Source organism: Streptomyces sp. NPDC044106, assembly GCF_056433985.1.
Genome location: NZ_JBWKFZ010000011.1, coordinates 262,545 through 286,156, shown reverse-complemented (window position 1 = coordinate 286,156; position 23,612 = coordinate 262,545). Strand labels below are relative to the sequence as shown.

General features: G+C 71.1%; 20 protein-coding genes. 16 read left to right on the top strand and 4 right to left on the bottom strand.

All coding sequences use genetic code 11. From position 1 onward, the window contains the following. The first annotated feature begins 66 nt into the window (after window positions 1-66). Window positions 67-480 (top strand): DUF3040 domain-containing protein, encoded by a 414-nt coding sequence (locus tag AC07DI_RS22040; RefSeq protein WP_384260712.1) that lies wholly within the window; start codon window positions 67-69, stop codon window positions 478-480. Window positions 481-904: 424 nt separating this feature from the next. Here the strand turns inward: AC07DI_RS22040 and AC07DI_RS22035 are convergent, their stop codons facing one another. The 4 genes from AC07DI_RS22035 to AC07DI_RS22020 all read right to left on the bottom strand — a co-directional run bounded on the left by AC07DI_RS22035 (window position 905) and on the right by AC07DI_RS22020 (window position 6,580). Further along, window positions 905-3,331, bottom strand: coding sequence for a transglutaminase TgpA family protein (locus AC07DI_RS22035; protein WP_478905740.1), 2,427 nt, complete (start codon window positions 3,329-3,331; stop codon window positions 905-907). A gap of 79 nt (window positions 3,332-3,410) precedes the next feature. Beyond that, window positions 3,411-4,778, bottom strand: coding sequence for a DUF58 domain-containing protein (locus AC07DI_RS22030; protein ID WP_478905739.1), 1,368 nt, complete (start codon window positions 4,776-4,778; stop codon window positions 3,411-3,413). Beyond that, window positions 4,778-5,800: an AAA family ATPase gene (locus AC07DI_RS22025; protein ID WP_384263092.1), complete on the bottom strand. Its 1,023-nt coding sequence runs from the start codon at window positions 5,798-5,800 to the stop codon at window positions 4,778-4,780. Before AC07DI_RS22025 ends, AC07DI_RS22030 begins: the two co-directional genes overlap by 1 nt. A 222-nt stretch (window positions 5,801-6,022) precedes the next feature. After that, entirely contained in the window at window positions 6,023-6,580 is a 558-nt protein-coding gene (locus tag AC07DI_RS22020; protein WP_384263090.1) for a beta-class carbonic anhydrase, read from the bottom strand. A 415-nt stretch (window positions 6,581-6,995) separates the two neighbouring features. On the opposite strand from AC07DI_RS22020, the gene rsmH reads away from it, so the two are divergent. The 15 genes from rsmH to AC07DI_RS21945 all read left to right on the top strand — a co-directional run bounded on the left by rsmH (window position 6,996) and on the right by AC07DI_RS21945 (window position 23,595). Further along, the gene (rsmH, locus tag AC07DI_RS22015) at window positions 6,996-7,955 is read left to right on the top strand and encodes a 16S rRNA (cytosine(1402)-N(4))-methyltransferase RsmH (RefSeq protein WP_384263087.1); all 960 of its coding nucleotides are present in this window, start codon (window positions 6,996-6,998) and stop codon (window positions 7,953-7,955) included. 89 nt (window positions 7,956-8,044) lie between these two features. Next, window positions 8,045-8,677 carry a cell division protein FtsL gene (ftsL, locus tag AC07DI_RS22010; protein ID WP_478905738.1) on the top strand — a complete coding sequence of 211 codons (633 nt, stop codon included), beginning with the start codon at window positions 8,045-8,047 and terminating at the stop codon, window positions 8,675-8,677. Window positions 8,678-8,682: 5 nt separating this feature from the next. Next, the gene (locus AC07DI_RS22005) at window positions 8,683-10,641 is read left to right on the top strand and encodes a peptidoglycan D,D-transpeptidase FtsI family protein (RefSeq protein WP_478905737.1); all 1,959 of its coding nucleotides are present in this window, start codon (window positions 8,683-8,685) and stop codon (window positions 10,639-10,641) included. A gap of 19 nt (window positions 10,642-10,660) precedes the next feature. Then, the gene (locus AC07DI_RS22000) at window positions 10,661-12,349 is read left to right on the top strand and encodes a UDP-N-acetylmuramoyl-L-alanyl-D-glutamate--2,6-diaminopimelate ligase (RefSeq protein ID WP_384263078.1); all 1,689 of its coding nucleotides are present in this window, start codon (window positions 10,661-10,663) and stop codon (window positions 12,347-12,349) included. Between the two features lie 4 nt (window positions 12,350-12,353). Next, the gene (locus tag AC07DI_RS21995) at window positions 12,354-13,760 is read left to right on the top strand and encodes a UDP-N-acetylmuramoyl-tripeptide--D-alanyl-D-alanine ligase (protein WP_384263075.1); all 1,407 of its coding nucleotides are present in this window, start codon (window positions 12,354-12,356) and stop codon (window positions 13,758-13,760) included. Then, window positions 13,757-14,827: a phospho-N-acetylmuramoyl-pentapeptide-transferase gene (gene mraY, locus AC07DI_RS21990; protein ID WP_384263072.1), complete on the top strand. Its 1,071-nt coding sequence runs from the start codon at window positions 13,757-13,759 to the stop codon at window positions 14,825-14,827. The genes AC07DI_RS21995 and mraY overlap by 4 nt, the downstream gene beginning before the upstream one ends. Beyond that, complete coding sequence (gene murD, locus AC07DI_RS21985) at window positions 14,824-16,248, top strand: UDP-N-acetylmuramoyl-L-alanine--D-glutamate ligase (RefSeq protein WP_478905736.1); 1,425 nt, start codon at window positions 14,824-14,826, stop codon at window positions 16,246-16,248. Before mraY ends, murD begins: the two co-directional genes overlap by 4 nt. Window positions 16,249-16,296: 48 nt before the next feature. Next, entirely contained in the window at window positions 16,297-17,607 is a 1,311-nt protein-coding gene (gene ftsW, locus AC07DI_RS21980; protein ID WP_384263066.1) for a putative lipid II flippase FtsW, read from the top strand. Between the two features lie 6 nt (window positions 17,608-17,613). After that, the gene (murG, locus tag AC07DI_RS21975) at window positions 17,614-18,708 is read left to right on the top strand and encodes an undecaprenyldiphospho-muramoylpentapeptide beta-N-acetylglucosaminyltransferase (RefSeq protein WP_384263063.1); all 1,095 of its coding nucleotides are present in this window, start codon (window positions 17,614-17,616) and stop codon (window positions 18,706-18,708) included. Window positions 18,709-18,722: 14 nt separating this feature from the next. After that, the gene (locus AC07DI_RS21970) at window positions 18,723-19,514 is read left to right on the top strand and encodes a cell division protein FtsQ/DivIB (protein ID WP_478905735.1); all 792 of its coding nucleotides are present in this window, start codon (window positions 18,723-18,725) and stop codon (window positions 19,512-19,514) included. 275 nt (window positions 19,515-19,789) lie between these two features. Beyond that, a complete protein-coding gene (gene ftsZ, locus AC07DI_RS21965; RefSeq protein WP_478905734.1) occupies window positions 19,790-21,025 on the top strand; it encodes a cell division protein FtsZ in 1,236 nt (411 codons plus the stop codon). A 17-nt stretch (window positions 21,026-21,042) separates the two neighbouring features. Next, entirely contained in the window at window positions 21,043-21,753 is a 711-nt protein-coding gene (pgeF, locus tag AC07DI_RS21960) for a peptidoglycan editing factor PgeF (RefSeq protein ID WP_384263055.1), read from the top strand. 6 nt (window positions 21,754-21,759) lie between these two features. Continuing rightward, window positions 21,760-22,479, top strand: coding sequence for a YggS family pyridoxal phosphate-dependent enzyme (locus AC07DI_RS21955; RefSeq protein WP_478905733.1), 720 nt, complete (start codon window positions 21,760-21,762; stop codon window positions 22,477-22,479). Between the two features lie 124 nt (window positions 22,480-22,603). After that, the gene (locus tag AC07DI_RS21950; protein WP_384263050.1) at window positions 22,604-23,230 is read left to right on the top strand and encodes a cell division protein SepF; all 627 of its coding nucleotides are present in this window, start codon (window positions 22,604-22,606) and stop codon (window positions 23,228-23,230) included. Between the two features lie 80 nt (window positions 23,231-23,310). After that, entirely contained in the window at window positions 23,311-23,595 is a 285-nt protein-coding gene (locus tag AC07DI_RS21945; RefSeq protein WP_150166801.1) for a YggT family protein, read from the top strand. The last annotated feature ends 17 nt before the right edge of the window (window positions 23,596-23,612 follow it).

Genomic DNA, 23,612 nt, shown 5'->3' with positions numbered 1-23,612 from the left:
CGATTCCCTGCCTATCCTGAAGGGGACCCCCGGTCGCCCCGGCGACTGCACGATGAGGAGGACTCCGTGCCGCTCTCGGAGCACGAGCAGCGCATGCTCGAGCAGATGGAGCGAGCGCTGTACGCCGAAGATCCCAAGTTCGCGACAGCGCTTGAGGGAAGCGGGCTGCGCACGTACACCCGGAAGCGGGTCTACCAAGCGGTCGCGGGCTTCTTGGTGGGCATCGCCCTTCTCATGGCCGGAATGGTCGCCCAGCAGATCTGGATCAGCGTGGTGGGGTTCCTCGTCATGCTGGGGTGCGCGGTGCTCGCGGTCACCGGCTGGCGCAAGGCGCCGAAGCCGGGCGAGCAGCCCGCCGGCGCGGCAGCCGGACCAGGTGGGGCCCCGGCCCGTCGGCAGGCGAAGCAGCGCCGCTCCGTCATGACCCGTATCGAGCAGCGGTGGCAGCGCCGCCGCGACGAACAGCAGGGCGGTCAGTGAGCGCGTCGGCTCACCACTGACCGGACAAGACGCGAAGACATCCGAAGGCATCCGTGAGGGGTGACAGCCCGGTGGGGCGGTCACCCCTCACGCGTATGTGCCGGGCGCCGGGGCCGGGGCCGGGACGAGCGTGAAGTCCGGTCGGGGCGCGGTGGAGGGCCGGTGGAGCACCGGCCCTCCCGTGCGGCGGGGGCTCGAGGACAGGCCCTCAGAGCCTGTCTTTGAACCCCCGCCTGCGCCCCGGCGCCCGGCACGCACGCTCGGCGCACGGAGTCCCAGGACAGGTGGCTCCGCCACCTGTCCTGGGACTCCGCACACCGATCGCACGCTTCCCCAAGCTCTCGGCTCCGCTCGAGCAGGGGAGGCCCCAATCCACCGCTGCGCCCGCGCTTCGCGCGGACGACGGGGGTTCAAAGACAGGCTCTCAGCTCTCCTGTCCGGCCCGGCGCGGCAGCTTCCGGGTGAGCGCCACCCACCGCTTGGCGCCCCGCTCGCGCCAGCGCGCGCCGAACGCCGTCCAGCGGTCCGAGACCGCCCACACCACCCGCGCGGCCGAACGCGGAGCGAGCAGCACCCGCAGCCGGGTGGCCCGGCCCACCGAGGCGTTCAGCCCGTCCCGCACCCGGCCCACGTCCTCGGCGAGACCCTGCACGGGCTGCGGGCGCGGGGCGTAGAGCACCTGCTCCACCGCGGCGGCCACCCGGTGGACGGCCTCCGCGGGCCCGGCGGACAGCTGCCCGACGCGGACGATCCGCGCGGCCGCCTTCCGGGGGGTCAGTGACTCGTCAGGGGCGATGCCGTGGTCCCAGGCCGTATCGGTCACTTCGAGCCAGGCGGCCAGGATCCGCGCCGCCGCGTCCGCCCCGGTGCGGCCGCCGGGAGCCAGTCGTACGGTCCGCGCGCGGGTCCGCCACAACAGCGGCAGCAGCGGCACGACGAGGACGAGCAGCGCCGCGAGGGAGAGGCCGACGATCATCCCGATGGGCGGTCCTCCGCCGTCCGAACCGGCCGCGACCTGCGGCGCCGCGCTCTGGCAGCCGCCCTGCTTCTTCATGTCGGGCGGGCAGGTGTCCGACGCGGAGGGCGCCGTGGAGGGCTCGGAGGAAGCGGAAGGCTCCGGCGTGCCCGGGTCGCTCGCGCCACCGGAGGGGACGTCGGCGCGGGTGTACTCCGGTACCGAGCCGCGGCTCGGCGTCGGCTCGAAACGAGTCCAGCCCACGCCCTCGAAGTACAGTTCGGGCCAGGCGTGCGCATCCCGGAGGCCGACCGACATCGAGCCGTCCGCCTGCGGGGTGCCCGGCGTGAAGCCCACCGCGACCCGGGCCGGAATCCCCAGCGTCCGCGCCATCGAGGCCATGGCGAAGGAGAAGTGGACGCAGAAGCCTTCCTTCTGCTTGAGGAACCGCTCGATCGCGGAGGGGCCGCTGCCCGCCCGCACCCGGGTGTTGTACGTGAATCCGCCGTCGGAGGCGAAGTAGTCCTGGAGCTTGACCGCCTGCTCGTACTGGTTGGCGGCGCCCTTGGTGACCTCGCGTGCCCTGGCCCCGACGAGCCGCGGCAGCGAGTCGGGCACCTTGGTGAACTCACGCCGCAGGTCGTCGTCGGGGGCCGGGGCGGCCGCGAGCTGCTCGGCCGTCGGCTCCACGATCAGGCTCTTGACCTGGTACTGCGCACCGCGCGTGGTCTGGCCCCTGTCGCCGACGACGGAGCGGCCCACCGGCTCGTACCGCCAGCGCCCGTCGATCTTCACCTGGCTGGCCGGGAAGGGCATCGGCAGCCAGTTCTGCGCGTAGCTCTCGGCGGCCGCGAGGTTGGTCTGGATCTCGGTCCTGCGGACGTCGGGGCTCAGCCCCCTGGGGCTTGGCAGCGGTGTCTCCACGTCCTGGATGTGCCGGACGGTGGTCTTCCACGTGGTGCCGTCGAACTGGTCGAGCGAGACGATCCGCAGGTAGAGGTCGTCGGTGCCGTCGGCGTTCGTGCGGTACGACAGGACCTCGCGGTCCTCCGGCTGGTTCAGGCTGTCTTGGAGCGCGACCAGCGGATTGACCGCCGAGATCGTTCCGCCGCCGCCCGAGCCGTCGCCGCCGGGACCGCCGGAGCCGTGCAGCAGGCCGCCGTCCAGGGCGGGCAGCGCCAGCGGCACCACCAGGGCGATGCCGAGGGCGACCGCGCCGATGCGCCGTCCCGTACGGACCGGCGCGAGCGCCCCGCTGTTGCTCTCCAGGCCGCCGGAGACCCGCCCCGGCGCGCGCGCCGCGCCGCCGAACACCCGGCCCCACTGGGAGAGCCGGTCCCGCCCCTCCGCCAGGAGCAGCAGCAGGTAGCCGGCCGCCGCCAGCAGGAACCACAGCCAGCCGGCGCCGCCCTCGGAGAGCCCCGCCGCGACCGAGTACAGGGCGAGCAGCGGAAGCCCGGCCGGGGCCGCCGTACGGAACGTCACCGCGAGCGCGTCCACCGCGAGACCGACCACCAGGACGCCGCCGACCAGCATCAGCCGGATGCCGTCGCTGAGCGGCGCCGGGATCATGTACCGGCTGACGTCGTCGCCGCCCGCCTCGAGGAGCAGGCCGAACCGGCGGAACACGTCGGGGCCCGGCACGATCCCGGCGATGGCCTGCTCGCGGGCGAAGACCAGCGTGAGCAGGAGCAGCGTCACCAGTGCCTGCACCACCACGGTGACCGGCCTGGCCAGCGGCGCCCGCCGGGTCAGCGCGCCCACCCCGCTCTGGAGCACGAGCAGGATCACCGCCTGCAGGAACCACGTCGCCGGATCGACGAGCGGCAGCAGCGAGCCCGACGCCATCAGCGTGGCCGCGGTGGCGCACACCGCGAGCCGCGCGCGTCCGCTCATGACCGTCCCCCTGCTGTCTTGAAGCCCCACGTCGTCGTGCGCCCGCCCGGCCATCGCCCCGTGCCGCCGTCCCGGCCGTTCATGCCCATCCCCCGGTCGTCGTGCCCGCGGTGGGCGCGGGGCCCGCGCTCGTACGGGCGTGGTCCGCCTGCCGCCACAGTTCCTCAAGGCGCGCCCCCGGGACCACCACAAGCGCCGTCCAGCCCGCTTCGCGGAGCATCCGCGCACGCGCCTCCCCGGCTCCGGAGGGGCCGGCTCCGGGGCCCTGCGCCCAGGCCGCGCCGTCCAGCACGAAGGCGACAGCGGAACCGCTGCGCTGGCGCATCTTGGCGGCCACCGTCGCCTGCTCCTCGTCGAGGTCGCCGAGGAAGGCGACGAGGAGGCCTTCGTTCCCGCCGCGCAGCACGTCGTACGCCCGGGAGAGCCCGGTGCCGTCCGAGTGGTCGATCACCGCGAGGGTGTCCATCATCAGCCCGGCGGCGTCCGCCGACTCCTGGCTGGCGCCCGCGAAGCCGTCCGAGCCCTCGCCAGGCACGGAGGTGCCGGTATCGGTCAGCAGCCGCACCGAGAAGCCCCGTTCGAGCATGTGCACCAGGGCTGAGGCGGTGCCCGACACCGCCCACTCGAAGGCCGAGTCGGGCCCGGCGCCCCGGAAGCCGATGCCCCGGGTGTCCAGGAGCACCGTGCAGCGGGCCCGCTGCGGCTGCTCCTCGCGGCGCACCATCAGCTCGCCGTAGCGCGCGGTGGAGCGCCAGTGGACCCGGCGCAGGTCGTCGCCGTGACGGTACCCGCGCGGGATGACGTCGTCCTCGCCGGCCAGCGCCAGCGAGCGGTTGCGCCCGTCGCCGTACCCCTTGGCCTCGCCCGTGAGCCGCACCGGGGGCAGCGCCTCCACGCGCGGGATGACCGTCAGGGTGTCGTACGTCGAGAAGGACCGCGTCAGCTCGCACATCCCGAACGGGTCGGTCAGGCGCAGTTGCAGGGGCCCCAGCGGATAGCGCCCGCGCAGGTCGGAGCGGACGCGGTAGGAGACCTCGCGCCGTCCGCCCGCCTCGACCCGGTCGAGCACGAACCGGGGCCGCGGCCCCAGCACGTAGGGCACCCGGTCCTGGAGCATCAGGAGGCCGGTGGGCAGCCGCGAGATGTTGTCCATCCGCAGGTGGACGCGGGCCTCCGCGCCGGCGGGCACGCGCGAGGGGGAGAGCCTGCGGCTGCCCGCGACGCGGTAGCGGGTGCGGAACAGGACGGTGGCGCACACCAGCGGCAGCACGGCGAGCAGTAACCCGACGCGCAGCAGGTCGCCCTGGCCGAGGACGTAGGCGCAGATGGCGGCGGCCACACCGGCCGCGAGGAAGGAACGTCCGCGGGTGGTCAGGCCCGCGAGAGCCGTGCGAAGGCCGCCCTTCTCGTCCTCGGCGGGGCCCGGCGGCTGCCCCCCGGCCGTCATCAAAGCCTCCGGGCGCCGGGCGGCTGCTGGTTGAAGTAGGAGTTGGTGTTCGGCTGCGCCGCGGCGGGCACCGGGGTGCGCTGGAGGATCTCCAGGACGACGGATTCGGCCGTACGGCGGTTCAACTGGGCCTGCGCCGTGGGCAGCAGCCGGTGGGCGAGGACCGCGACGGCCAGAGCCTGCACATCGTCCGGCAGGGCGTACTCCCGGCCGCTGAGCGCGGCGGAGGCCTTGGCGGCGCGCAGCAGGTGCAGGGTCGCGCGCGGGGAGGCACCGAGCCTGAGGTCGGGGTGGTTGCGGGTCGAGGAGACCAGGTCCACCGCGTACCGCCGGACGGGGTCGGCCACGTGGACCGTGCGCACGGCGTCGATGAGCTTCACGATCTCGTGCGCGTGCGCCACCGGCTGGAGGTCGTCCAGGGGCGAGACGCCGCCGTGGATGTCGAGCATCTGCAGCTCGGCCTCCGGGCCCGGGTAGCCGATGGAGACGCGCGCCATGAAGCGGTCGCGCTGCGCCTCGGGCAGCGGGTAGGTCCCCTCCATCTCGACGGGGTTCTGGGTGGCCACCACCATGAACGGACTGGGCAGTTCGTAGGTCTGCCCGTCGATGGTGACCTGGCGCTCCTCCATGGACTCCAGAAGCGCGGACTGCGTCTTCGGAGAGGCGCGGTTGATCTCGTCACCGATGACGATCTGCGCGAAGATCGCGCCCGGCTTGAACTCGAAGTCCCTGCGCTGCTGATCGAAGATGGACACCCCGGTGATGTCCGACGGCAGCAGGTCCGGCGTGAACTGGATGCGTCGCACGGAGCAGTCGATGGACCGCGCCAGCGCCTTGGCGAGCATGGTCTTGCCCACGCCGGGCACGTCCTCGATGAGCAGATGCCCCTCCGCGAGGAGCACCGTCAGCGAAAGCCGTACGACCTCTGGCTTGCCCTCGATCACACCCTCCACCGACCTGCGGACACGCTCCGCTGTGGTGGTCAGATCTGTGAGGCTCGCTCGATCGTCATAGGTCGTCACCCGGCCCTCCTCGGCCCTTCCCCACACTCCAGAGGAGCGGGAAATACCCCATTCCCGGGCCGCCACTCAAGCGCACGGCCCGGTACACCCCAAATTCACGGACATCACGCCACAATGCTTCCGCGTGATGTCACTCCCGCATTGTTGTTGGGCATACCGGGTCGTGTCACTCGCCTGTGGATAACTGGCGCCGATTTGTCGGGTCTTACGCCTTTATGTCAGTCACGCAGGGTCGATCTCCCGCAGCAGACCCGAGGTCACGTCGAACACGAAGCCGCGGACGTCGTGGGTGTGCGGCAGGAACGGCGAGGTCCGCACGCGTGCCATGGACTGCCGCACGTCCTGGTCGACGTCGGCGAAGGACTCCACCGCCCAGGAGGGGCGCTGTCCGACCTCCATCTCCAGGTCGTGCCGGAACTCCTCGGTGAGGGTCTCCATGCCGCAGTTGGTGTGGTGGATCAGGACGACGCTGCGCGTGCCCAGCGCCCGCTGGCTGATGGCCAGGGAGCGGATCACGTCGTCGGTGACCACGCCGCCCGCGTTGCGGATGGTGTGGCAGTCGCCCAGTTCGAGGCCGAGCGCGCGGTGCAGGTCGAGGCGGGCGTCCATGCAGGCGACGACGGCGACCTGCAGGACGGGACGGGCGTCCATGCCGGGGTCGGTGAAGGCCGAGGCGTACTTCTCGTTCGCTTCGACGAGGCGGTCGGTGACCGTGCCGTCGGCTATGCCGCCGGTGGTCTCTGCGCGGGTGCGGTCCGAGGAGGCTGCGGATGTCGACATAGCCAAGACGTTAGTAGCCACTGACCGTCCGGGCTCGCTGTGAGAAGGGACAAAGAACGTCAAAGACCTTTGTTGTGAGCTAACCCACAGACGGCTGCGACCTGCGGCTGAACGGGTGACCGCGGCGGATTCCCGACCCGCGCGGGACCGGCCCACGACGCGCAGGCCGGTTGATTGACCGGGCCGGACCGTCGACTAAAGTGACGCGGAGCGGGAGACGACCTGCTCCCTGCTGGACCGCACATCCCGGAGATTCCCGGAATCTCCACCACGTGCGCGGCGCGAACGTACGGCTCGGCCTCCTCCCGCTCCCGGTCGGCTGACGCCACCTTCCCGGCGCCGGCAGCCCATTCCCCTTCACGGAGCGGGCGGGGACCCGGCGGTGCGTACGCCGCGCCGGACCTGAGAGGGCCCCTTGAGCGACAACAGCCGACACGTCCCGGTGATGCTCCAGCGGTGCCTGGACATGCTGGCCCCCGCGCTCGCCGAGCCGGGCGCCGTCGTCGTCGACTGCACCCTCGGACTCGGCGGCCACAGCGAGGCCCTCCTCGCCACCTTCCCGGCCGCCCGCCTCGTCGCCCTGGACCGCGACAAGGAAGCGCTGCGCCTGTCCGGCGAGCGGCTCGCCCCCTACGGCGACCGGGCCACCCTGGTGCACGCGGTCTACGACGAACTCCCCGACGTCCTCGAGCGCCTCGGCATCCCGCGCGTCCAGGGCGTCCTCTTCGACCTCGGCGTCTCCTCCATGCAACTGGACGAGGCCGACCGGGGGTTCGCGTACGCCCAGGACGCCCCCCTGGACATGCGCATGGACCAGACGACCGGCATCAGCGCCGCCGAGGTCCTCAACACCTACGCGCCCGGCGAACTGGTGCGGATCCTGCGGGCGTACGGCGAGGAGAAGCAGGCCAAGCGGATCGTCAGTGCCGTCGTCCGCGAGCGCGAGAAGGAGCCGTTCAGCAACAGCGCGCGGCTCGTCGAGTTGATCCGCGACTCGCTGCCGCAGGCCGCCAAGCGCACCGGCGGCAACCCCGCCAAGCGCACCTTCCAGGCCCTGCGCATCGAGGTCAACGGCGAGCTGAGCGTCCTGGAGCGGGCCATCCCCTCGGCCGTGCGGGCGCTCGCCGTCGGTGGCCGGATCGCCGTCCTGTCGTACCAGTCCCTCGAAGACCGGCTGGTCAAGCAGGTGTTCGCGGCCGGCGCCGCGACGACGGCGCCGCCCGGCCTGCCCGTCGTCCCCGAGCGCTACCAGCCGCGGCTCAAGCTCCTGACGCGCGGTGCCGAACTCCCCACAGAGGAGGAGATCGCCGAGAACCGCAGGGCGGCGCCCGCGCGGCTGCGGGGGGCGCAGCGCATCCGCGAGGACGTCGGGTGACGCCTCGCCCGGGCGCCGGCCCTGAGCAGAACCCGCTGAGCAGTATCCGCTGAGCAGAGTCCGCTGAGCAGAGTCCGCGAGGAGGCTCCATGAGAAAGAAGCCCGAACTGCGGGGGAGGGCCGCCCGCCTCGCGCGCCTGCTGCCCCAGGGCGCGAGCCAGGCCGCGCGCACCCCCTTCGTCCTCCTCGTCGTCCTGCTCCTCGGCGGTGGCCTGATCGCCCTGCTCATCCTGAACTCCTCCCTCAACGAGGGCTCGTTCCAGCTGAGCGAGTTGAAGAAGCAGACGAAGGACCTCACCGAGGAGAAGCAGGAGCTCCAGCGCGACGTGGACGGGTACGCGGCCCCCGAGGCCCTCCAGCGCCGCGCCCAGGAGCTCGGCATGGTCCCCGGCGGCGATCCGGCCTTCCTCTCCCCCGACGGCACCGTACGCGGCGTGCCGGGACCCGCGGCCGCCCGGCCCTCGGCGCTGAGCTACCTCGCGCCACGCCCGCAGGAGGTGGCGTCCCCGGCCGCCACCGCCTCGGTCCCCGCCGTGCCGTCGGTCCCGCCCCCGGCCTCGCCCCGGACCCCGGCCGCCGGCGCCCCCGCCGCGCAGCCCTCCGCCCAGGCCCCGGCCGATCCCGCCGCCCCGGCCCCCGCAGCCCCCACAGCCCCCGCGATCCCTCGGCCCGCCGACCCCGGCCCGTTGAACCCCGGCCCCACGACGACCTCCGGCAGGTGACGCAAGTGTCCGACAGGGAACCCCCGCGGCGCCGGGTGCCAGGACCCGCGAAGCCCACCGGCTCCGCACGGTCCGGCCCGTCCCGCCGCCCGGCGCCGGGCGCCCGCCCCGCCAACCGCCGCCCCGCGGCCGGGGGCAGGAACCGCACCATCCGCCTGGGCAGCCCCCGGCCGCGCCTGCGCATGGTCACCCTCGGCCTGACGCTGGTGATGCTGGCCTTCGTCGTACGGCTGCTTCAGGTGCAGGCCGTCGACGCGAGCGCGTACGCGGCCAAGGCCGAGAAGAACCGCTACTTCACGCACACCCTGGCCGCCGAGCGCGGACGCATCACCGACCGCGGCGGCGTCGAACTGGCCGCCAGCGTGGACGCGTACGACATCACGGCGGACCCCACGCTGTTCACGCCGAAGGAGACGAAGACCGAGGACGCGCCCGAACAGGCCGCCGCGCTCCTCGCCCCGATCCTCGGCAAGGACGTCGCCGAGCTGACCGGGAAGCTCAAGAAGGCCGACACGCGGTACGTCCTGCTCGCCCGCCGCCAGACCCCCCAGGTGTGGAAGCAGATCAAGGACCTGCGCGGCGCGCTCGGCGAGAAGGCCGCCGCGGACCCGAGCTCCCCGAACGTACTGGCCGGCGTCCTCGCGGACCCGAGCAGCAAGCGGGTCTACCCGAACGACGAACTGGCCGCCGGGATACTGGGCTGGGTCAACTCCGACGGCAAGGGCGCGGGCGGCCTGGAGCAGCAGCTCAACAAGAAGCTGGCGGGCGAGGACGGCAAGATCAAGTACGCCCAGTCCGGCGGCCGCCAGGTGCCGACCGCGGGCTCCACGGAGACGCCCGCCGTGCCCGGCTCCGACGTCGAACTCACCATCAACCGCGACATCCAGTGGGCCGCGCAGAGCGCCATCACCGAACAGGTCAGGAAGTCGAAGGCCGACCGCGGCTACGTCATAGTGCAGGACACCCGGACCGGTGAGGTCCTCGCGATGGCCAACGCCCCCGGCTTTGACCCCAACGACCTCACCCGGGCCGACGGCGCGGCGCTCGGCAACGCCTCCCTCCAGGACGCCTTCGAGCCCGGCTCCACCGCCAAGGTCATGTCGATGGCCGCCGTCCTCGAGGAGAACGCGGCCACGCCCGGCACCCATGTCACGGTGCCCAACCGGCTGCACCGCGGCGACCGGCTCTTTCAGGACGACATCGACCACCCGACCTGGCAGCTGACGCTCAACGGCGTGCTCGCCAAGTCCTCCAACATCGGCACGATCCTCGCCACCGGCGAGCTGGGCAAGACGCAGAAGGAGACCAACCGGATCCTCTACTCGTACCTGCGCAAGTTCGGCATCGGCGAGGAGACCGGACTCGGCTTCCCCGGCGAGACCCCCGGCATCTTCGCGCCCGCCGCCAAATGGTCGACCTCGCAGCAGTTCACCATCCCGTTCGGCCAGGGCTTCTCGATCAACGCCATGCAGGCGGCCTCGGTCTACTCGACCATCGCCAACGGCGGCGTACGCGTCGAACCCACGCTGGTGCGCGGCACGAAGGGCCCGGACGGCCGCTTCACGCCCGCGCCCAGGCCCAAGAAGACCCGGGTGGTCAGCGACAGGACCGCAAGGACCGTGTCGCGGATGCTCGAATCCGTCGTCGACGACGAAGAGGGCACCGGAGCCAAGGCCCGCATCCCCGGCTACCGCGTCGCGGGCAAGACAGGTACGGCCAACCGGGTCGACCCCGCGACCGGCCGCTACAAGGGCTACACCTCTTCCTTCGCCGGCTTCGCGCCCGCGGACAAGCCGCGCGTCACCGTCTACTGCGCGATCCAGAACGCCACAAGCGGCAGCTACTTCGGCGGCCAGATCTGCGGCCCCATCTACAAGGAAGTCATGGAGTTCGCCCTCAAGACGCTCCAGGTCCCGCCCACCGGCAGCGCCCCGGCCCGCCTCCCGGTGACCTTCAAGCCCTGAGACCCACCAGGAACCACGCGTGACAACGATCACCCCGGGCGCGGGGAACCACCCCGCGCCACGCCCCTCACTTCGCCCTGAGCCGGGTGCGCCCGGTACGCTCACCGCCGTGCCACACGCTGATCAGTCCCAAACCACCCAGAAGGGCGCTCCCGTGACATATCCGGGACCGCCGCGGCCCGTCCAGGTCTCACCGGCCTCCCTGACGGAGCTCGCAGCGCAGCTGGGCGTCGCCGAACCAGGAGAACCGGGCACCCCGGACACCTCGGGGAACGCCGGCACCACGGAGATCACCGGCATCACGCACGACTCCCGCGCGGTGCGCCCCGGCGACATCTACGCCGCGCTGCCCGGCGCCCGCATGCACGGCGCCGACTTCGTCGCGCAGGCCGCCGACCTCGGCGCCGCGGCCATCCTCACCGACCCGACAGGCGCCGAACGCGCGGCCGCGACCGGCCTGCCCGTCCTCGTCGTCGACAGCCCCCGCGCCGTCATGGGCGAGCTGGCGGCCACGGTCTACGGCCACCCCGGCCGCGACCTGCTCCAGATCGGCATCACCGGCACCTCCGGCAAGACCACCACCGCGTACCTGATCGAGGGCGGCCTCAAGGGCGTCCGCTCGACCGGGCTCATCGGCACGGTCGAGATGCGCATCGGCGACGAGCGCATCAAGTCGGAGCGCACGACACCCGAAGCCACCGACCTCCAGGCGCTGTTCGCGGTGATGCGCGAGCGCGGCGTCGAGGCGGTCGCGATGGAGGTCTCCAGCCACGCGCTGGTGCTCGGGCGGGTGGACGGCTGCGTCTTCGACGTCGCCGTCTTCAACAACCTCAGCCCGGAGCACATGGAGTTCCACTCCGGCATGGAGGACTACTTCCAGGCCAAGGCGCAGCTGTTCACCAAGCGGCGCTCCCGGGTCGGCGTGGTGAACTTCGACGACGAGTACGGACGCAGGCTCATCACCGAGTCGGAGGTGCCCGTCACCACCTTCTCCGCCGAGGGCCACCCCGACGCCGATTGGCGCGCCGAGGACGTCGAGGTCGGGCCGCTCGACTCGACGTTCGTCGCGGTCGGCCCCAAGGGCGAGCGGATCACCGCCAAGTCGCCGCTCGCGGGCCCCTTCAACGTCGCCAACACCCTGGCCGCGATCGTGTCGCTCGCCGTCGCCGGGATCGATCCGCAGCAGGCCGCCGACGGCGTCGCGGCGGTGCCCGGCGTCCCCGGCCGCCTGGAGCGCGTCGACGCGGGCCAGCCCTACCTGGCCGTCGTCGACTACGCCCACAAGACGGACGCCGTCGAATCGGTCCTGCGCGCGCTGCGCAAGGTCACCGAGGGCAAGTTGCACATCGTGCTGGGCTGCGGCGGCGACCGCGACAAGACCAAGCGGATGCCGATGGGCGCGGCCGCGGCCCGCCTCGCCGACACCGCCGTACTGACGTCCGACAACCCCCGCGGCGAGGACCCCCTCGCGATCCTCGCCACGATGCTCGCGGGCGCCGCCGATGTACCGGCCCACGAGCGCGGCGACGTCGCCGTGTTCGAGGACCGGGCCGCCGCCATCCGCGCGGCCGTCGTCCGCGCGCGGCCGGGTGACACCGTCCTCGTCGCGGGAAAGGGTCACGAGCAGGGACAGGACATCGCCGGGGTGGTGCGTCCCTTCGACGACCGCCAGGTGCTTCGCGAAGCTATCCAGCAAACCCAGGGATGAAGTTGTGATCGCCCTCTCCCTCGCCGAGATCGCAGACGTCGTCGGCGGGCAGACGTACGACATACCGGATCCGGCCGTCCAGGTCACCGGACCCGTCGTCCGGGACTCCCGTGAGGTGGAGCCCGGCAGCCTCTTCGTCGCCTTCGTCGGCGAGCGCGTCGACGGCCACGCCTACGCGGCCGACGTGGTCGCCGCGGGCGCGGTCGCCGTCCTCGCGTCGCGGCCCGTCGGCGTGCCGGCCGTCGTCGTCGACGACGTCCAGGCGGCCCTCGGAGCCCTCGCGCGCCACGTGGTGCGGCGGCTCGGCGCGACGCTGGTCGCGCTGACCGGATCCGTCGGCAAGACCAGCTCCAAGGACCTCCTCGCGCAGGTGCTGCGGCGCCACGCGCCCACCGTCTGGACGCCGGGCTCGCTGAACAACGAGATCGGCCTGCCGCTGACCGCGCTCAGCGCCACCGACGGGACACGGTTCCTCGTCCTGGAGATGGGGGCGCGCGGAATCGGCCACATCCGCTACCTCACCGAGCTCACCCCGCCGAGGATCGGCCTCGTCCTGAACGTCGGCACCGCCCACATCGGCGAGTTCGGCGGACGCGAGCAGATCGCACAAGCGAAGGGTGAGCTGGTCGAGGCGCTGCCCGCCGACGGCGCCGCGGTCCTCAACGCCGACGACCCCCTCGTCCGCGCGATGGCCTCGCGCACGAAGGCGCGGGTGCTCCTCTTCGGAGAGGCCGAGGACGCCGACGTACGCGCGGAGAATGTCCGGCTCACGGAGAACGGACAGCCTGCTTTTACGCTGCACACACCCTCCGGGTGCAGCGACGTGACGCTGCGGCTGTACGGTGAGCACCACGTGTCGAACGCGCTTGCCGCGGCCGCCGTCGCCCATGAGCTGGGCATGTCCGTGGACGAGATCGCCCTCGCGCTCTCCGAGGCGGGCACGCTGTCCCGCTGGCGGATGGAGGTCACCGAGCGCCCGGACGGCGTGACGGTCGTCAACGACGCCTACAACGCGAACCCCGAGTCCATGCGAGCGGCCCTGCGCGCGCTCGCGGCCATGGGCAAGGGGCGTCGTACGTGGGCGGTGCTCGGTCAGATGGCCGAGCTCGGGGACGAGGGTCTCGTCGAGCACGACGCGGTCGGACGCCTTGCCGTCCGGCTCAACGTGAGCAAGCTCGTGGCAGTCGGGGGCAGGGAAGCGTCCTGGCTCCAACTGGGCGCATACAACGAGGGTTCGTGGGGTGAGGAGTCGGTGCACGTGTCCGACGCACAGGCGGCGATCGACCTGCTGCGCAGCGAGCTGCGCCCGGGAGACGTCGTGCTGGTGAAGGCGTCCAGGTCGGTCGGTCTCGAGAAGGTCGCCGCGGCGCTGCTCGAGAACACCAACGAGGGCGAGGTCGCCGGCCGATGAGGCAGATCCTCTTCGCGGGTGTGATCGGGCTCTTCCTGACCCTGGTCGGCACCCCGCTGCTGATCAAACTCCTGGCCCGCAAGGGCTATGGCCAGTTCATCCGGGACGACGGCCCGCGTGAGCACCACAGCAAGCGCGGTACGCCGACCATGGGTGGCATCGCCTTCATCCTGGCCACGCTCATCGCGTACTTCCTCACGAAGATCATCACCGGTACGGAGACCACGCTCTCCGGCCTCCTGGTGCTCTTCCTGATGGCGGGCATGGGCCTCGTCGGCTTCCTCGACGACTACATCAAGATCGTCAAGCAGCGCTCGCTCGGTCTGCGCGCCAAGGCGAAGATGGCCGGACAGCTGATCGTCGGCATCGGCTTCGCCGTGCTCGCGCTGAACTGGCCGGACAACCGCAACCAGACCCCGGCCTCCACCAAGCTGTCCTTCGTCACGGACTTCGGCTGGTCGATCGGCCCGGTCCTGTTCGTGGTCTGGGCGCTGTTCATGATCCTCGCGATGTCGAACGGCGTGAACCTCACCGACGGCCTCGACGGCCTCGCCACCGGCGCCTCCGTCATGGTCTTCGGCGCCTACACCTTCATCGGTGTCTGGCAGTACCAGGAGTCCTGCGCCAACGCGGTCACGCTGACCAACCCGCAGGCCTGCTTCGAGGTCAGGGACCCGCTCGACCTCGCGGTCGTGGCCTCCGCGCTGATGGGCGCCTGCTTCGGCTTCCTGTGGTGGAACACCTCGCCCGCCAAGATCTTCATGGGCGACACCGGCTCGCTCGCCCTCGGCGGTGCGCTCGCGGGCCTCGCGATCTGCTCCCGCACGGAGCTGCTCATCGCGCTCCTCGGCGGCCTCTTCGTCCTGATCACCATGTCCGTCGTGATCCAGGTCGGCTCGTTCAAGATGACCGGCAAGCGCGTCTTCAAGATGGCGCCGCTGCAGCACCACTTCGAACTCAAGGGGTGGTCCGAAGTCCTTGTCGTGGTCCGCTTCTGGATCATCCAGGGCATGTGCGTGATCGTCGGTCTCGGTCTCTTCTACGCGGGATGGGCAGCCGAAAAGTGACCTCTGCGTCCGACTGGCAGGGCAAGAACATCACCGTCGCCGGTCTCGGCGTGAGCGGCGTCAGCGCCGCCCGCGCCCTGGCCGGCCTCGGCGCGTCGGTGACCGTCGTGGACGGCGGCTCGGGAGAGGCGCACCGCCAACGCGCCGCGGCTCTGGAGAGCGACGGCGTCGCCGTACGCCTGGGGGACGCCCAGACGCTTCCCGAGGGCACCGACCTGGTGGTCACCTCGCCGGGCTGGAAACCGTCGTCGCCGCTGTTCGCCGCGGCCGCGCGGGCGGGCGTGGACGTCATCGGCGACGTCGAGGTCGCCTGGCGCCTGCGCGGGCCCGGCGCGGCCCCCTGGCTCGCCGTCACGGGCACCAACGGCAAGACCACGACCACCCAGATGCTGGCGTCGATCCTGCACGCGGCAGGCCTGCGCACGGCCGCCGTCGGCAACATCGGCACCCCGATCGTCGACGTGATCCTGGAGGGCGACGACGCCTACGACGTGCTGGCCGTCGAGCTCTCCTCGTACCAGCTGCACTGGGCGCCCTCCCTGCGCGCCCACTCCGCGGCCGTCCTGAACCTCGCGCCCGACCACCTCGACTGGCACGGCTCCATGGAGGCGTACGCCGCCGACAAGGGCCGCATCTACGAGGGCAACCAAATCGCCTGCGTCTACAACGTCGCCGACCGGGCGACCGAGGACCTGGTCCGCGAGGCCGACGTCGAAGAGGGCTGCCGCGCCATCGGTTTCACGCTGAACGCGCCTGCGCCCTCGCAACTGGGCGTCGTGGACGGCATCCTGGTCGACCGTGCCTTCGTGCCGGACCGCCAGAAGCAGGCCCAGGAGCTCGCCGAGATCTCCGACGTCAAGCCGCCCGCGCCGCACAACATCGCCAACGCGCTGGCCGCGGCGGCCCTCGCGCGCGCCGTCGGCGTCGAGGCCACGGCCGTCCGCGACGGGCTGCGCGCCTTCCGCCCGGACGCCCACCGCATCGAGCACGTGGCCGACGTCGGGGGCGTCGCGTACGTCGACGACTCCAAGGCCACCAACACCCACGCCGCACAGGCGTCGTTGGCGGCGTACGACCCGATCGTCTGGATCGCGGGCGGCCTCGCCAAGGGAGCCACCTTCGACGAGCTCGTCGAAGGCGCCGCGAAGCGGCTGCGCGGGGTCGTCCTCATCGGCGCCGACCGCGAGCTGATCCGCGAAGCCCTGGCGCGACACGCCCCCGAGGTCCCGGTCGTCGACCTCGACCGGACCGACACTGGGGCGATGTCCGAGGCGGTACGGCGGGCGGCGGATCTCGCCCATCCGGGGGACACCGTGCTGATGGCTCCGGCCTGTGCGTCGATGGACATGTTCACCAACTACAACAAGCGTGGTGAAGCGTTCGCGGACGCCGTCCGCGAACTCGGCGCCACGCGCGCCTGACCGGGCTCCCCGCCCGGCGGGGCGCCGGGCACACCCTTGGGAGGGAACGTGGCCAGGTCTTCCGTGCGGGTCGCCAGACGACCGGCTCCGGTACGCGCCAGAGGAGCCGCCCACCCTCCGGGCGAGAGTGGGCTGCGACGGCTGCGCACCCGGGTCCGCCGGGCCTGGGACCGGCCGCTCACGGCGTATTACCTGATCTTCGGCAGTACCCTCCTGATCACCGTGCTCGGCCTGGTGATGGTCTACTCGGCCTCGATGATCCAGGCGTTGCAGCTGAACCTGCCCGCCTCGTACTTCTTCCGCAAGCAGTTCGTGGCGGCCGTGCTCGGCACGGTCCTGCTCCTGATCGCCATGCGGATGCCCGTCAAGCTGCACCGGGCGCTCGCCTACCCGATCCTCGCGGTGACCGTCTTCCTGATGGTCCTCGTACAGATCCCGGGGATAGGGCGCAGCGTCAACGGCAACCAGAACTGGATCTACCTGGGCGGCCCGTTCCAGCTCCAGCCCAGTGAGTTCGGCAAGCTCGCCCTGATCCTGTGGGGCGCCGATCTGCTCGCCCGCAAACACGACAAGCGGCTCCTCGCCCAGTGGAAGCACATGCTGGTGCCGCTCGTGCCCGTCGCCTTCATGCTGCTCGGACTCATCATGCTCGGCGGCGACATGGGCACGGCGATCATCCTCACCGCGATCCTCTTCGGGCTGCTCTGGCTCGCGGGCGCCCCCACCCGGCTCTTCGCCGGGGTGCTCGGCATCGCGGCCCTGCTCGGTGTGATTCTCATCAAGACCAGCCCCAACCGGATGGCCAGGCTCGGCTGCATCGGCGCCACCGATCCCGGCCCCGGCGACCAGTGCTGGCAGGCCGTGCACGGCATCTACGCCCTGGCCTCCGGCGGATTCTTCGGTTCCGGACTCGGCGCCAGTGTGGAAAAATGGGGTCAACTGCCCGAACCGCACACCGACTTCATCTTCGCCATCACAGGGGAGGAACTCGGCCTGGCAGGGACGCTGTCGGTGCTCGCCCTGTTCGCGGCTCTAGGCTATGCGGGTATCCGCGTGGCCGGACGCACGGAGGACCCCTTCGTGAGGTATGCCGCGGGAGGCGTGACCACCTGGATCACGGCGCAGGCCGTGATCAACGTCGGTGCGGTGCTCGGTCTGCTGCCGATCGCCGGTGTCCCGCTCCCGCTGTTCTCCTACGGGGGCTCCGCCTTGCTGCCGACCATGTTCGCCATCGGACTCCTCATCGCCTTCGCGCGATCGGACCCCGCGGCGAAGGCGGCCCTGGCCATGCGGCAACCTCGGGTGAGATGGAACACGATGAGACGGCGCGTCAAGGCGCGTTCGTCCGGAGAGCGGTGAATTTCGGTGCATGTCGTACTCGCCGGCGGGGGGACCGCCGGCCACATCGAGCCCGCGCTCGCCCTCGCGGACGCCCTGCGAAGGCAGGACCCGACCGTGGGCATCACGGCCCTGGGCACGGAGCGTGGACTCGAGACCCGACTCGTACCCGAGCGGGGCTACGAACTGGCGCTGATCCCTGCCGTCCCGCTGCCGCGCAAGCCCACCCCTGAGCTGATCACCGTCCCGGGACGGCTGCGCGGCACGATCAAGGCGGCCGAGCAGATCCTGGAGCGCACCAAGGCGGACTGCGTGGTCGGCTTCGGCGGCTACGTCGCGCTGCCGGGGTACCTCGCGGCCAAGCGGACAGGGACGCCGATCGTGGTGCACGAGGCCAACGCGCGGCCCGGCCTCGCCAACAAGATCGGTTCGCGGTACGCCCACGGGGTGGCCGTCGCCACCCCCGACAGCAAGCTGCGCAACTCCCGCTACATCGGCATCCCGTTGCGGCACACCATCGCCACGCTCGACCGGGCCCGGGTCCGCCCGGAGGCGCGCGCCGCCTTCGGCCTCGACCCCAACCTGCCGACGCTGCTCGTCTCCGGCGGCTCGCAGGGCGCCCGCAGGCTCAACGAGGTCGTCCAGCAGATCGCCCCGGTCCTGCAGCGCGCGGGCATCCAGATCCTGCACGCGGTCGGCCCGAAGAACGAATTGCCGCAGGTGCAGCAGATGCCGGGGATGCCCCCGTACATCCCGGTACCGTACGTGGACCGGATGGACCTCGCGTACGCCGCGGCCGACATGATGCTCTGCCGCGCGGGCGCGATGACCGTGGCCGAACTCTCCGCCGTCGGGCTGCCCGCCGCCTACGTCCCGCTGCCGATCGGCAACGGCGAACAGCGGCTCAACGCCCAGCCGGTGGTCAAGGCGGGCGGCGGACTCCTCGTCGACGACGCGGAACTGACGCCCGAGTGGGTCCAGGGCAACGTCCTGCCCGTGCTTGCCGACCCGCACCGGCTGTACGAGATGTCCCGCGCGGCCTCGGAGTTCGGCCGCAGGGACGCCGACGAGCTGCTCGTCGGCATGGTGTACGAGGCGATTGCGTCACGCCGCAACGCGTGAGAAGGCAGGGGACCGTGGCCGGACCGACCACCGCCGAACGGCAGCAGAAGAAGTCCGGCCCGGCCCGTCCGCCGCGCGTCCGCCGCTTCAGGCGGCCGCGTTCGCGCACTCTGATTGTCATTCTGGTCCTGGTCCTGTCGCTCGGTGCCGGCGGCAGCTGGGTGCTCTACGGCTCGCAGTGGCTCCGGCTGGAGCACGTGAAGACGTCGGGCACCCGGGTGCTGACGCCCCGGGAGGTGCGCGAAGCGGCGGATGCCCCCGTCGGGGCACCACTGATTTCGGTCGATACGGTCGCGATCGAAGACCGGCTGCGCTCAAAATTGCCCCGAATTGACTCGGTTGACGTCGTCCGGTCCTGGCCGCACGGAATCGGGCTCGAAGTGACGGAACGTAAGCCGGTTCTTCTCATCGAAAAGGGCGGAAAGTTCATCGAAGTGGACGGCAAGGGAGTGCGATTCGCCACGGTCGAGCGCGCCCCGAAGGCGGTGCCGCTGCTCGAATTGGCGCCGGACCGGGAGAGCGGCGCGGCGAGCCTGCGCCGGTTCGGCACCGACCGGTTGCTGCGCGAGGCGGTGCGGGTCGCCGGTGACCTGCCGGGGGCGGTGGCCAGGGACACCCGGAACGTGAAGGTCCGCTCGTTCGACTCCATCTCGCTGGAGTTGAGCGGCGATCGCACCGTCGCGTGGGGCAGCGGCGAGAGGGGGCGTACGAAAGCCACGACCCTCACCGCCCTGATGAAAGCGGCCCCCAAGGCGCGGCACTTCGATGTGAGCGTCCCCACCGCCCCTGCGGCGTCGGGGAGTTGACGCATATCGTCGCAGGCCAGCACCCTGGTTCGGCAGCGCTACGGCTGATCACATAGGGTGAAAAGAAAAACGGGAGGTTCGGCGTGTTCGTTGAACGTGCGCCACTTGTCGACTTAGTGTCCTGTTCGGAAGAGTCCAGGGAACAGACACACTGGTAACCCTAAACTTCAGCGTTAGGGTTCGGGTCGGCGTTCGGACCGTCCCATTCGGCATCAGTCGCCGCTTCGCATCGATGCGAAACGGCGACACGTAACTCGAGGCGAGAGGCCTTCGACGTGGCAGCACCGCAGAACTACCTCGCAGTCATCAAAGTCATCGGTGTCGGCGGCGGTGGTGTCAATGCCATCAACCGGATGATCGAGGTCGGTCTCAAGGGCGTCGAGTTCATCGCCATCAACACCGACGCGCAAGCCCTGTTGATGAGCGACGCCGACGTCAAGCTCGACGTCGGCCGTGAACTCACCCGTGGACTCGGCGCCGGCGCCAACCCGGCCGTCGGCCGGAAGGCCGCAGAGGACCACCGCGAGGAGATCGAGGAGGTCCTCAAGGGGGCCGACATGGTCTTCGTCACCGCCGGCGAGGGCGGTGGCACCGGCACCGGCGGCGCACCCGTCGTCGCCAACATCGCGCGCTCGCTCGGCGCCCTCACCATCGGCGTGGTCACCCGGCCGTTCACCTTCGAGGGCCGTCGCCGCGCCAACCAGGCCGAGGACGGCATCGCGGAGCTGCGCGAAGAGGTCGACACCCTCATCGTCATCCCCAACGACCGGCTCCTGTCCATCTCGGACCGGCAGGTCTCCGTCCTCGACGCCTTCAAGTCGGCGGACCAGGTCCTGCTCTCCGGTGTCCAGGGCATCACCGACCTCATCACCACGCCCGGCCTGATCAACCTCGACTTCGCCGACGTCAAGTCGGTCATGTCCGAGGCCGGTTCGGCGCTCATGGGCATCGGCTCGGCCCGCGGCGACGACCGTGCGGTGGCCGCAGCGGAGATGGCGATCTCCTCGCCGCTGCTCGAAGCGTCCATCGACGGCGCACGCGGCGTGTTGCTCTCCATCTCCGGCGGCTCGGACCTCGGCCTCTTCGAGATCAACGAAGCGGCCCAGCTGGTCAGCGAGGCGGCCCACCCCGAGGCCAACATCATCTTCGGCGCGGTCATCGACGACGCGCTCGGCGACGAGGTCAGGGTCACCGTCATCGCGGCGGGCTTCGACGGCGGGCAGCCGCCGTCCAAGCGGGACACGGTCCTCTCGGCGTCCTCCTCCGCCAAGCGCGAGGAGCCCTCGGCGCCGTCCGCCACCCCGTCCCGGCCCGCTGAATCGTCCCGCCCGGCCTTCGGCAACCTCGGCAGCGTCACACCGCGCGACGAGCCCCCGGCCCCGGAGCCCGCCGAGCCGGCCCCCGTGAGCGAGGCCCCGTCCGCGCCCACGGCCCCGCCGCAGGTCCCGCCGGCCCGTCCGTACTCGGACAGCGCCGCCGAAGAGCTGGACGTGCCGGACTTCTTGAAGTGATAAGCGAGCACAGCACCGTGAGCGGCGCGCACTTCGCCTTCACCGACAGGTGGGGCGGGGTGAGCGCCGTTCCGTACGAAGAGCTCAACCTCGGCGGCGCGGTCGGCGACGACTCCGAGGCGGTGCGCACCAACCGCGCGCTGGCCGCCAAGTCGCTCGGCATCGACCCGGACCGGGTCGTCTGGATGAACCAGGTGCACGGCCGCGACGTAGCGGTGGTCGAGGGGCCCTGGGGCTCCGACGCCGGGATTCCCGCCGTCGACGCGGTGGTGACCGCCCGCGAGGGCCTCGCCCTCGCCGTCCTCACCGCCGACTGCACGCCCGTCCTGCTCGCCGATCCCGTGGCCAGGGTCGCGGCCGCGGCGCACGCGGGCCGCCCCGGCATGCTGGCGGGCGTCGTGCCCGCCGCAGTCGAGGCCATGGTGGAGCTCGGCGCCGACCCGGGCCGCATCGTCGCCCGCACGGGACCCGCCGTCTGCGGGCGCTGCTACGAGGTGCCGGAGGCGATGCGCGCCGATGCCGCCGCCGTCGAGCCCGCGGCGTACGCCGAAACGAGCTGGGGCACGCCCGCGGTCGACGTGAGCGCCGGGGTCCACGCCCAGCTGGAGCGGCTCGGGGTGCGCGGGCGGCAGCAGTCGCCGGTGTGCACCCTGGAATCAGGTGACCACTTCTCGTACCGCCGCGACCGCACCACCGGTCGTCTCGCGGGCTATGTCTGGCTGGACTGATAGGACATGACGGAACGCAGGGCCCAACTCGCGGAGAATCTGGCGAAGGTGGAGGAGCGCATCGCCGCGGCGTGCGCGGCGGCAGGCCGCAAGCGGGAGGAAGTGACCCTCATCGTGGTCACGAAGACCTACCCCGCGAGCGACGTGCGGATCCTGGCCGAACTCGGTGTGCGGCACGTCGCCGAGAACCGCGACCAGGACGCGGCGCCGAAGGCGGCCGAATGTACGGATCTTCCTCTTACGTGGCACTTTGTCGGTCAGTTGCAGACCAACAAGGTTCGTTCCGTGGTCGGTTATGCCGATGTCGTGCAGTCCGTTGATCGTCCCAAACTCGTCACAGCTCTCTCGACGGCGGCGGTACGCGCCGAGCGTGAACTCGGGTGCCTGATCCAGGTCGCACTCGACGCCGAGGAGAACGGGCGGGGCGAGCGCGGGGGCGTCGGGCCCGGCCAAATCGAGGAGTTGGCCGGTCTCGTGGCGGCGACGCCGGGGCTGCGGCTCGATGGTCTGATGACCGTGGCGCCGCTCACCGGGGCGTATGCGGGGCGGCAACAGGCGGCGTTCGAGCGGTTGATGGAATTCTCAACCCTCATGCGCGCGGCTCATCCTGCTGCGAACATGGTGTCGGCAGGGATGAGTGCGGATCTCGAGCAGGCCGTTGCGGCCGGTGCGACACATGTGCGCGTCGGTACGGCGGTACTCGGAGTCCGCCCCGGGCTCGGGTAACGTCGCCAAGAAGTCGGACCACAGCAGAAAATATGGTCATTCTCGCTGTTGGGCGGGGAGACCCAGTGGATCGCGAGCGGTTGGTGACGACAGCCGATCCACCACAGAGCGGAGGACTCAGAGCATGGCCGGCGCGATGCGCAAGATGGCGGTCTACCTCGGCCTCGTGGAGGACGATGGGTACGACGGTCCGGGGTTCGACCCCGATGACGAGTTCGAACCCGAGCCGGAGCCCGAGCGTGACCGCAGAAGGCACGAACCGTCGCATCAGTCCCACCAGTTGCAAAGGGACGAATCGGTACGAGTGGTGCAGCCGCCGGCCCAGCGCGAGCCGGCGCCCCATTCCGCTCCGCAAGCCGCGGAATCCGGACGTCCGGCACGAATCGCCCCCGTGGCATCCATCACACCTGAACGCCAGAGCCTGGAGAAGAACGCACCGGTGATCATGCCCAAGGTCGTGTCCGAGCGGGAGCCCTACCGCATCACCACATTGCACCCGCGGACCTACAACGAGGCCCGTACCATCGGGGAACACTTCCGTGAGGGCACTCCGGTGATCATGAATCTGACCGAGATGGACGACACGGACGCGAAGCGACTTGTCGACTTTGCGGCCGGTTTGGTCTTCGGTCTGCATGGCAGCATTGAACGAGTGACGCAGAAGGTGTTCCTGTTGTCGCCTGCTAACGTCGATGTAACGGCGGAGGACAAGGCTCGCATCGCAGAGGGCGGGTTCTTCAACCAGAGCTGAGACGCAGTGATGCAGTAGTTGCCGTAGACGCAGTACCGGAACGACGAAGCGCGAGTAACAGGGGAGAGGGAACCGCGAACATGAGCGTGGTCGTGCAGGTGCTTTACATCGCGCTGATGTGCTTCCTCATCGTGCTGATCTTCCGACTGGTCATGGACTACGTCTTCCAGTTCGCCCGCTCATGGCAACCCGGCAAGCCGATGGTGGTCGTTCTGGAGGCCACCTACACTGTCACTGATCCACCGCTCAAGCTTCTGCGGCGGTTCATTCCGCCGCTGCGTCTCGGGGGCGTGGCGCTCGACCTGTCCTTCTTCGTACTGATGATCATCGTCTACATCCTGATCCACATCGTGAGTCAGCTGTGAGTGCGATGTCTAATACG

Excerpts from the sequence above, each read along its gene's own strand:
- AC07DI_RS22035 (WP_478905740.1), bottom strand. The coding sequence starts at position 3,331 with ATGAGCGGACGCGCGCGGCTCGCGGTGTGCGCCACCGCGGCCACGCTG.
- AC07DI_RS22030 (WP_478905739.1), bottom strand. The coding sequence starts at position 4,778 with ATGACGGCCGGGGGGCAGCCGCCGGGCCCCGCCGAGGACGAGAAGGGC.
- AC07DI_RS22020 (WP_384263090.1), bottom strand. The coding sequence starts at position 6,580 with ATGTCGACATCCGCAGCCTCCTCGGACCGCACCCGCGCAGAGACCACC.
- ftsL (WP_478905738.1), top strand. The coding sequence starts at position 8,045 with ATGAGAAAGAAGCCCGAACTGCGGGGGAGGGCCGCCCGCCTCGCGCGC.
- mraY (WP_384263072.1), top strand. The coding sequence starts at position 13,757 with ATGAGGCAGATCCTCTTCGCGGGTGTGATCGGGCTCTTCCTGACCCTG.
- AC07DI_RS21955 (WP_478905733.1), top strand. The coding sequence starts at position 21,760 with ATGACGGAACGCAGGGCCCAACTCGCGGAGAATCTGGCGAAGGTGGAG.
- AC07DI_RS21950 (WP_384263050.1), top strand. The coding sequence starts at position 22,604 with ATGGCCGGCGCGATGCGCAAGATGGCGGTCTACCTCGGCCTCGTGGAG.
- AC07DI_RS21945 (WP_150166801.1), top strand. The coding sequence starts at position 23,311 with ATGAGCGTGGTCGTGCAGGTGCTTTACATCGCGCTGATGTGCTTCCTC.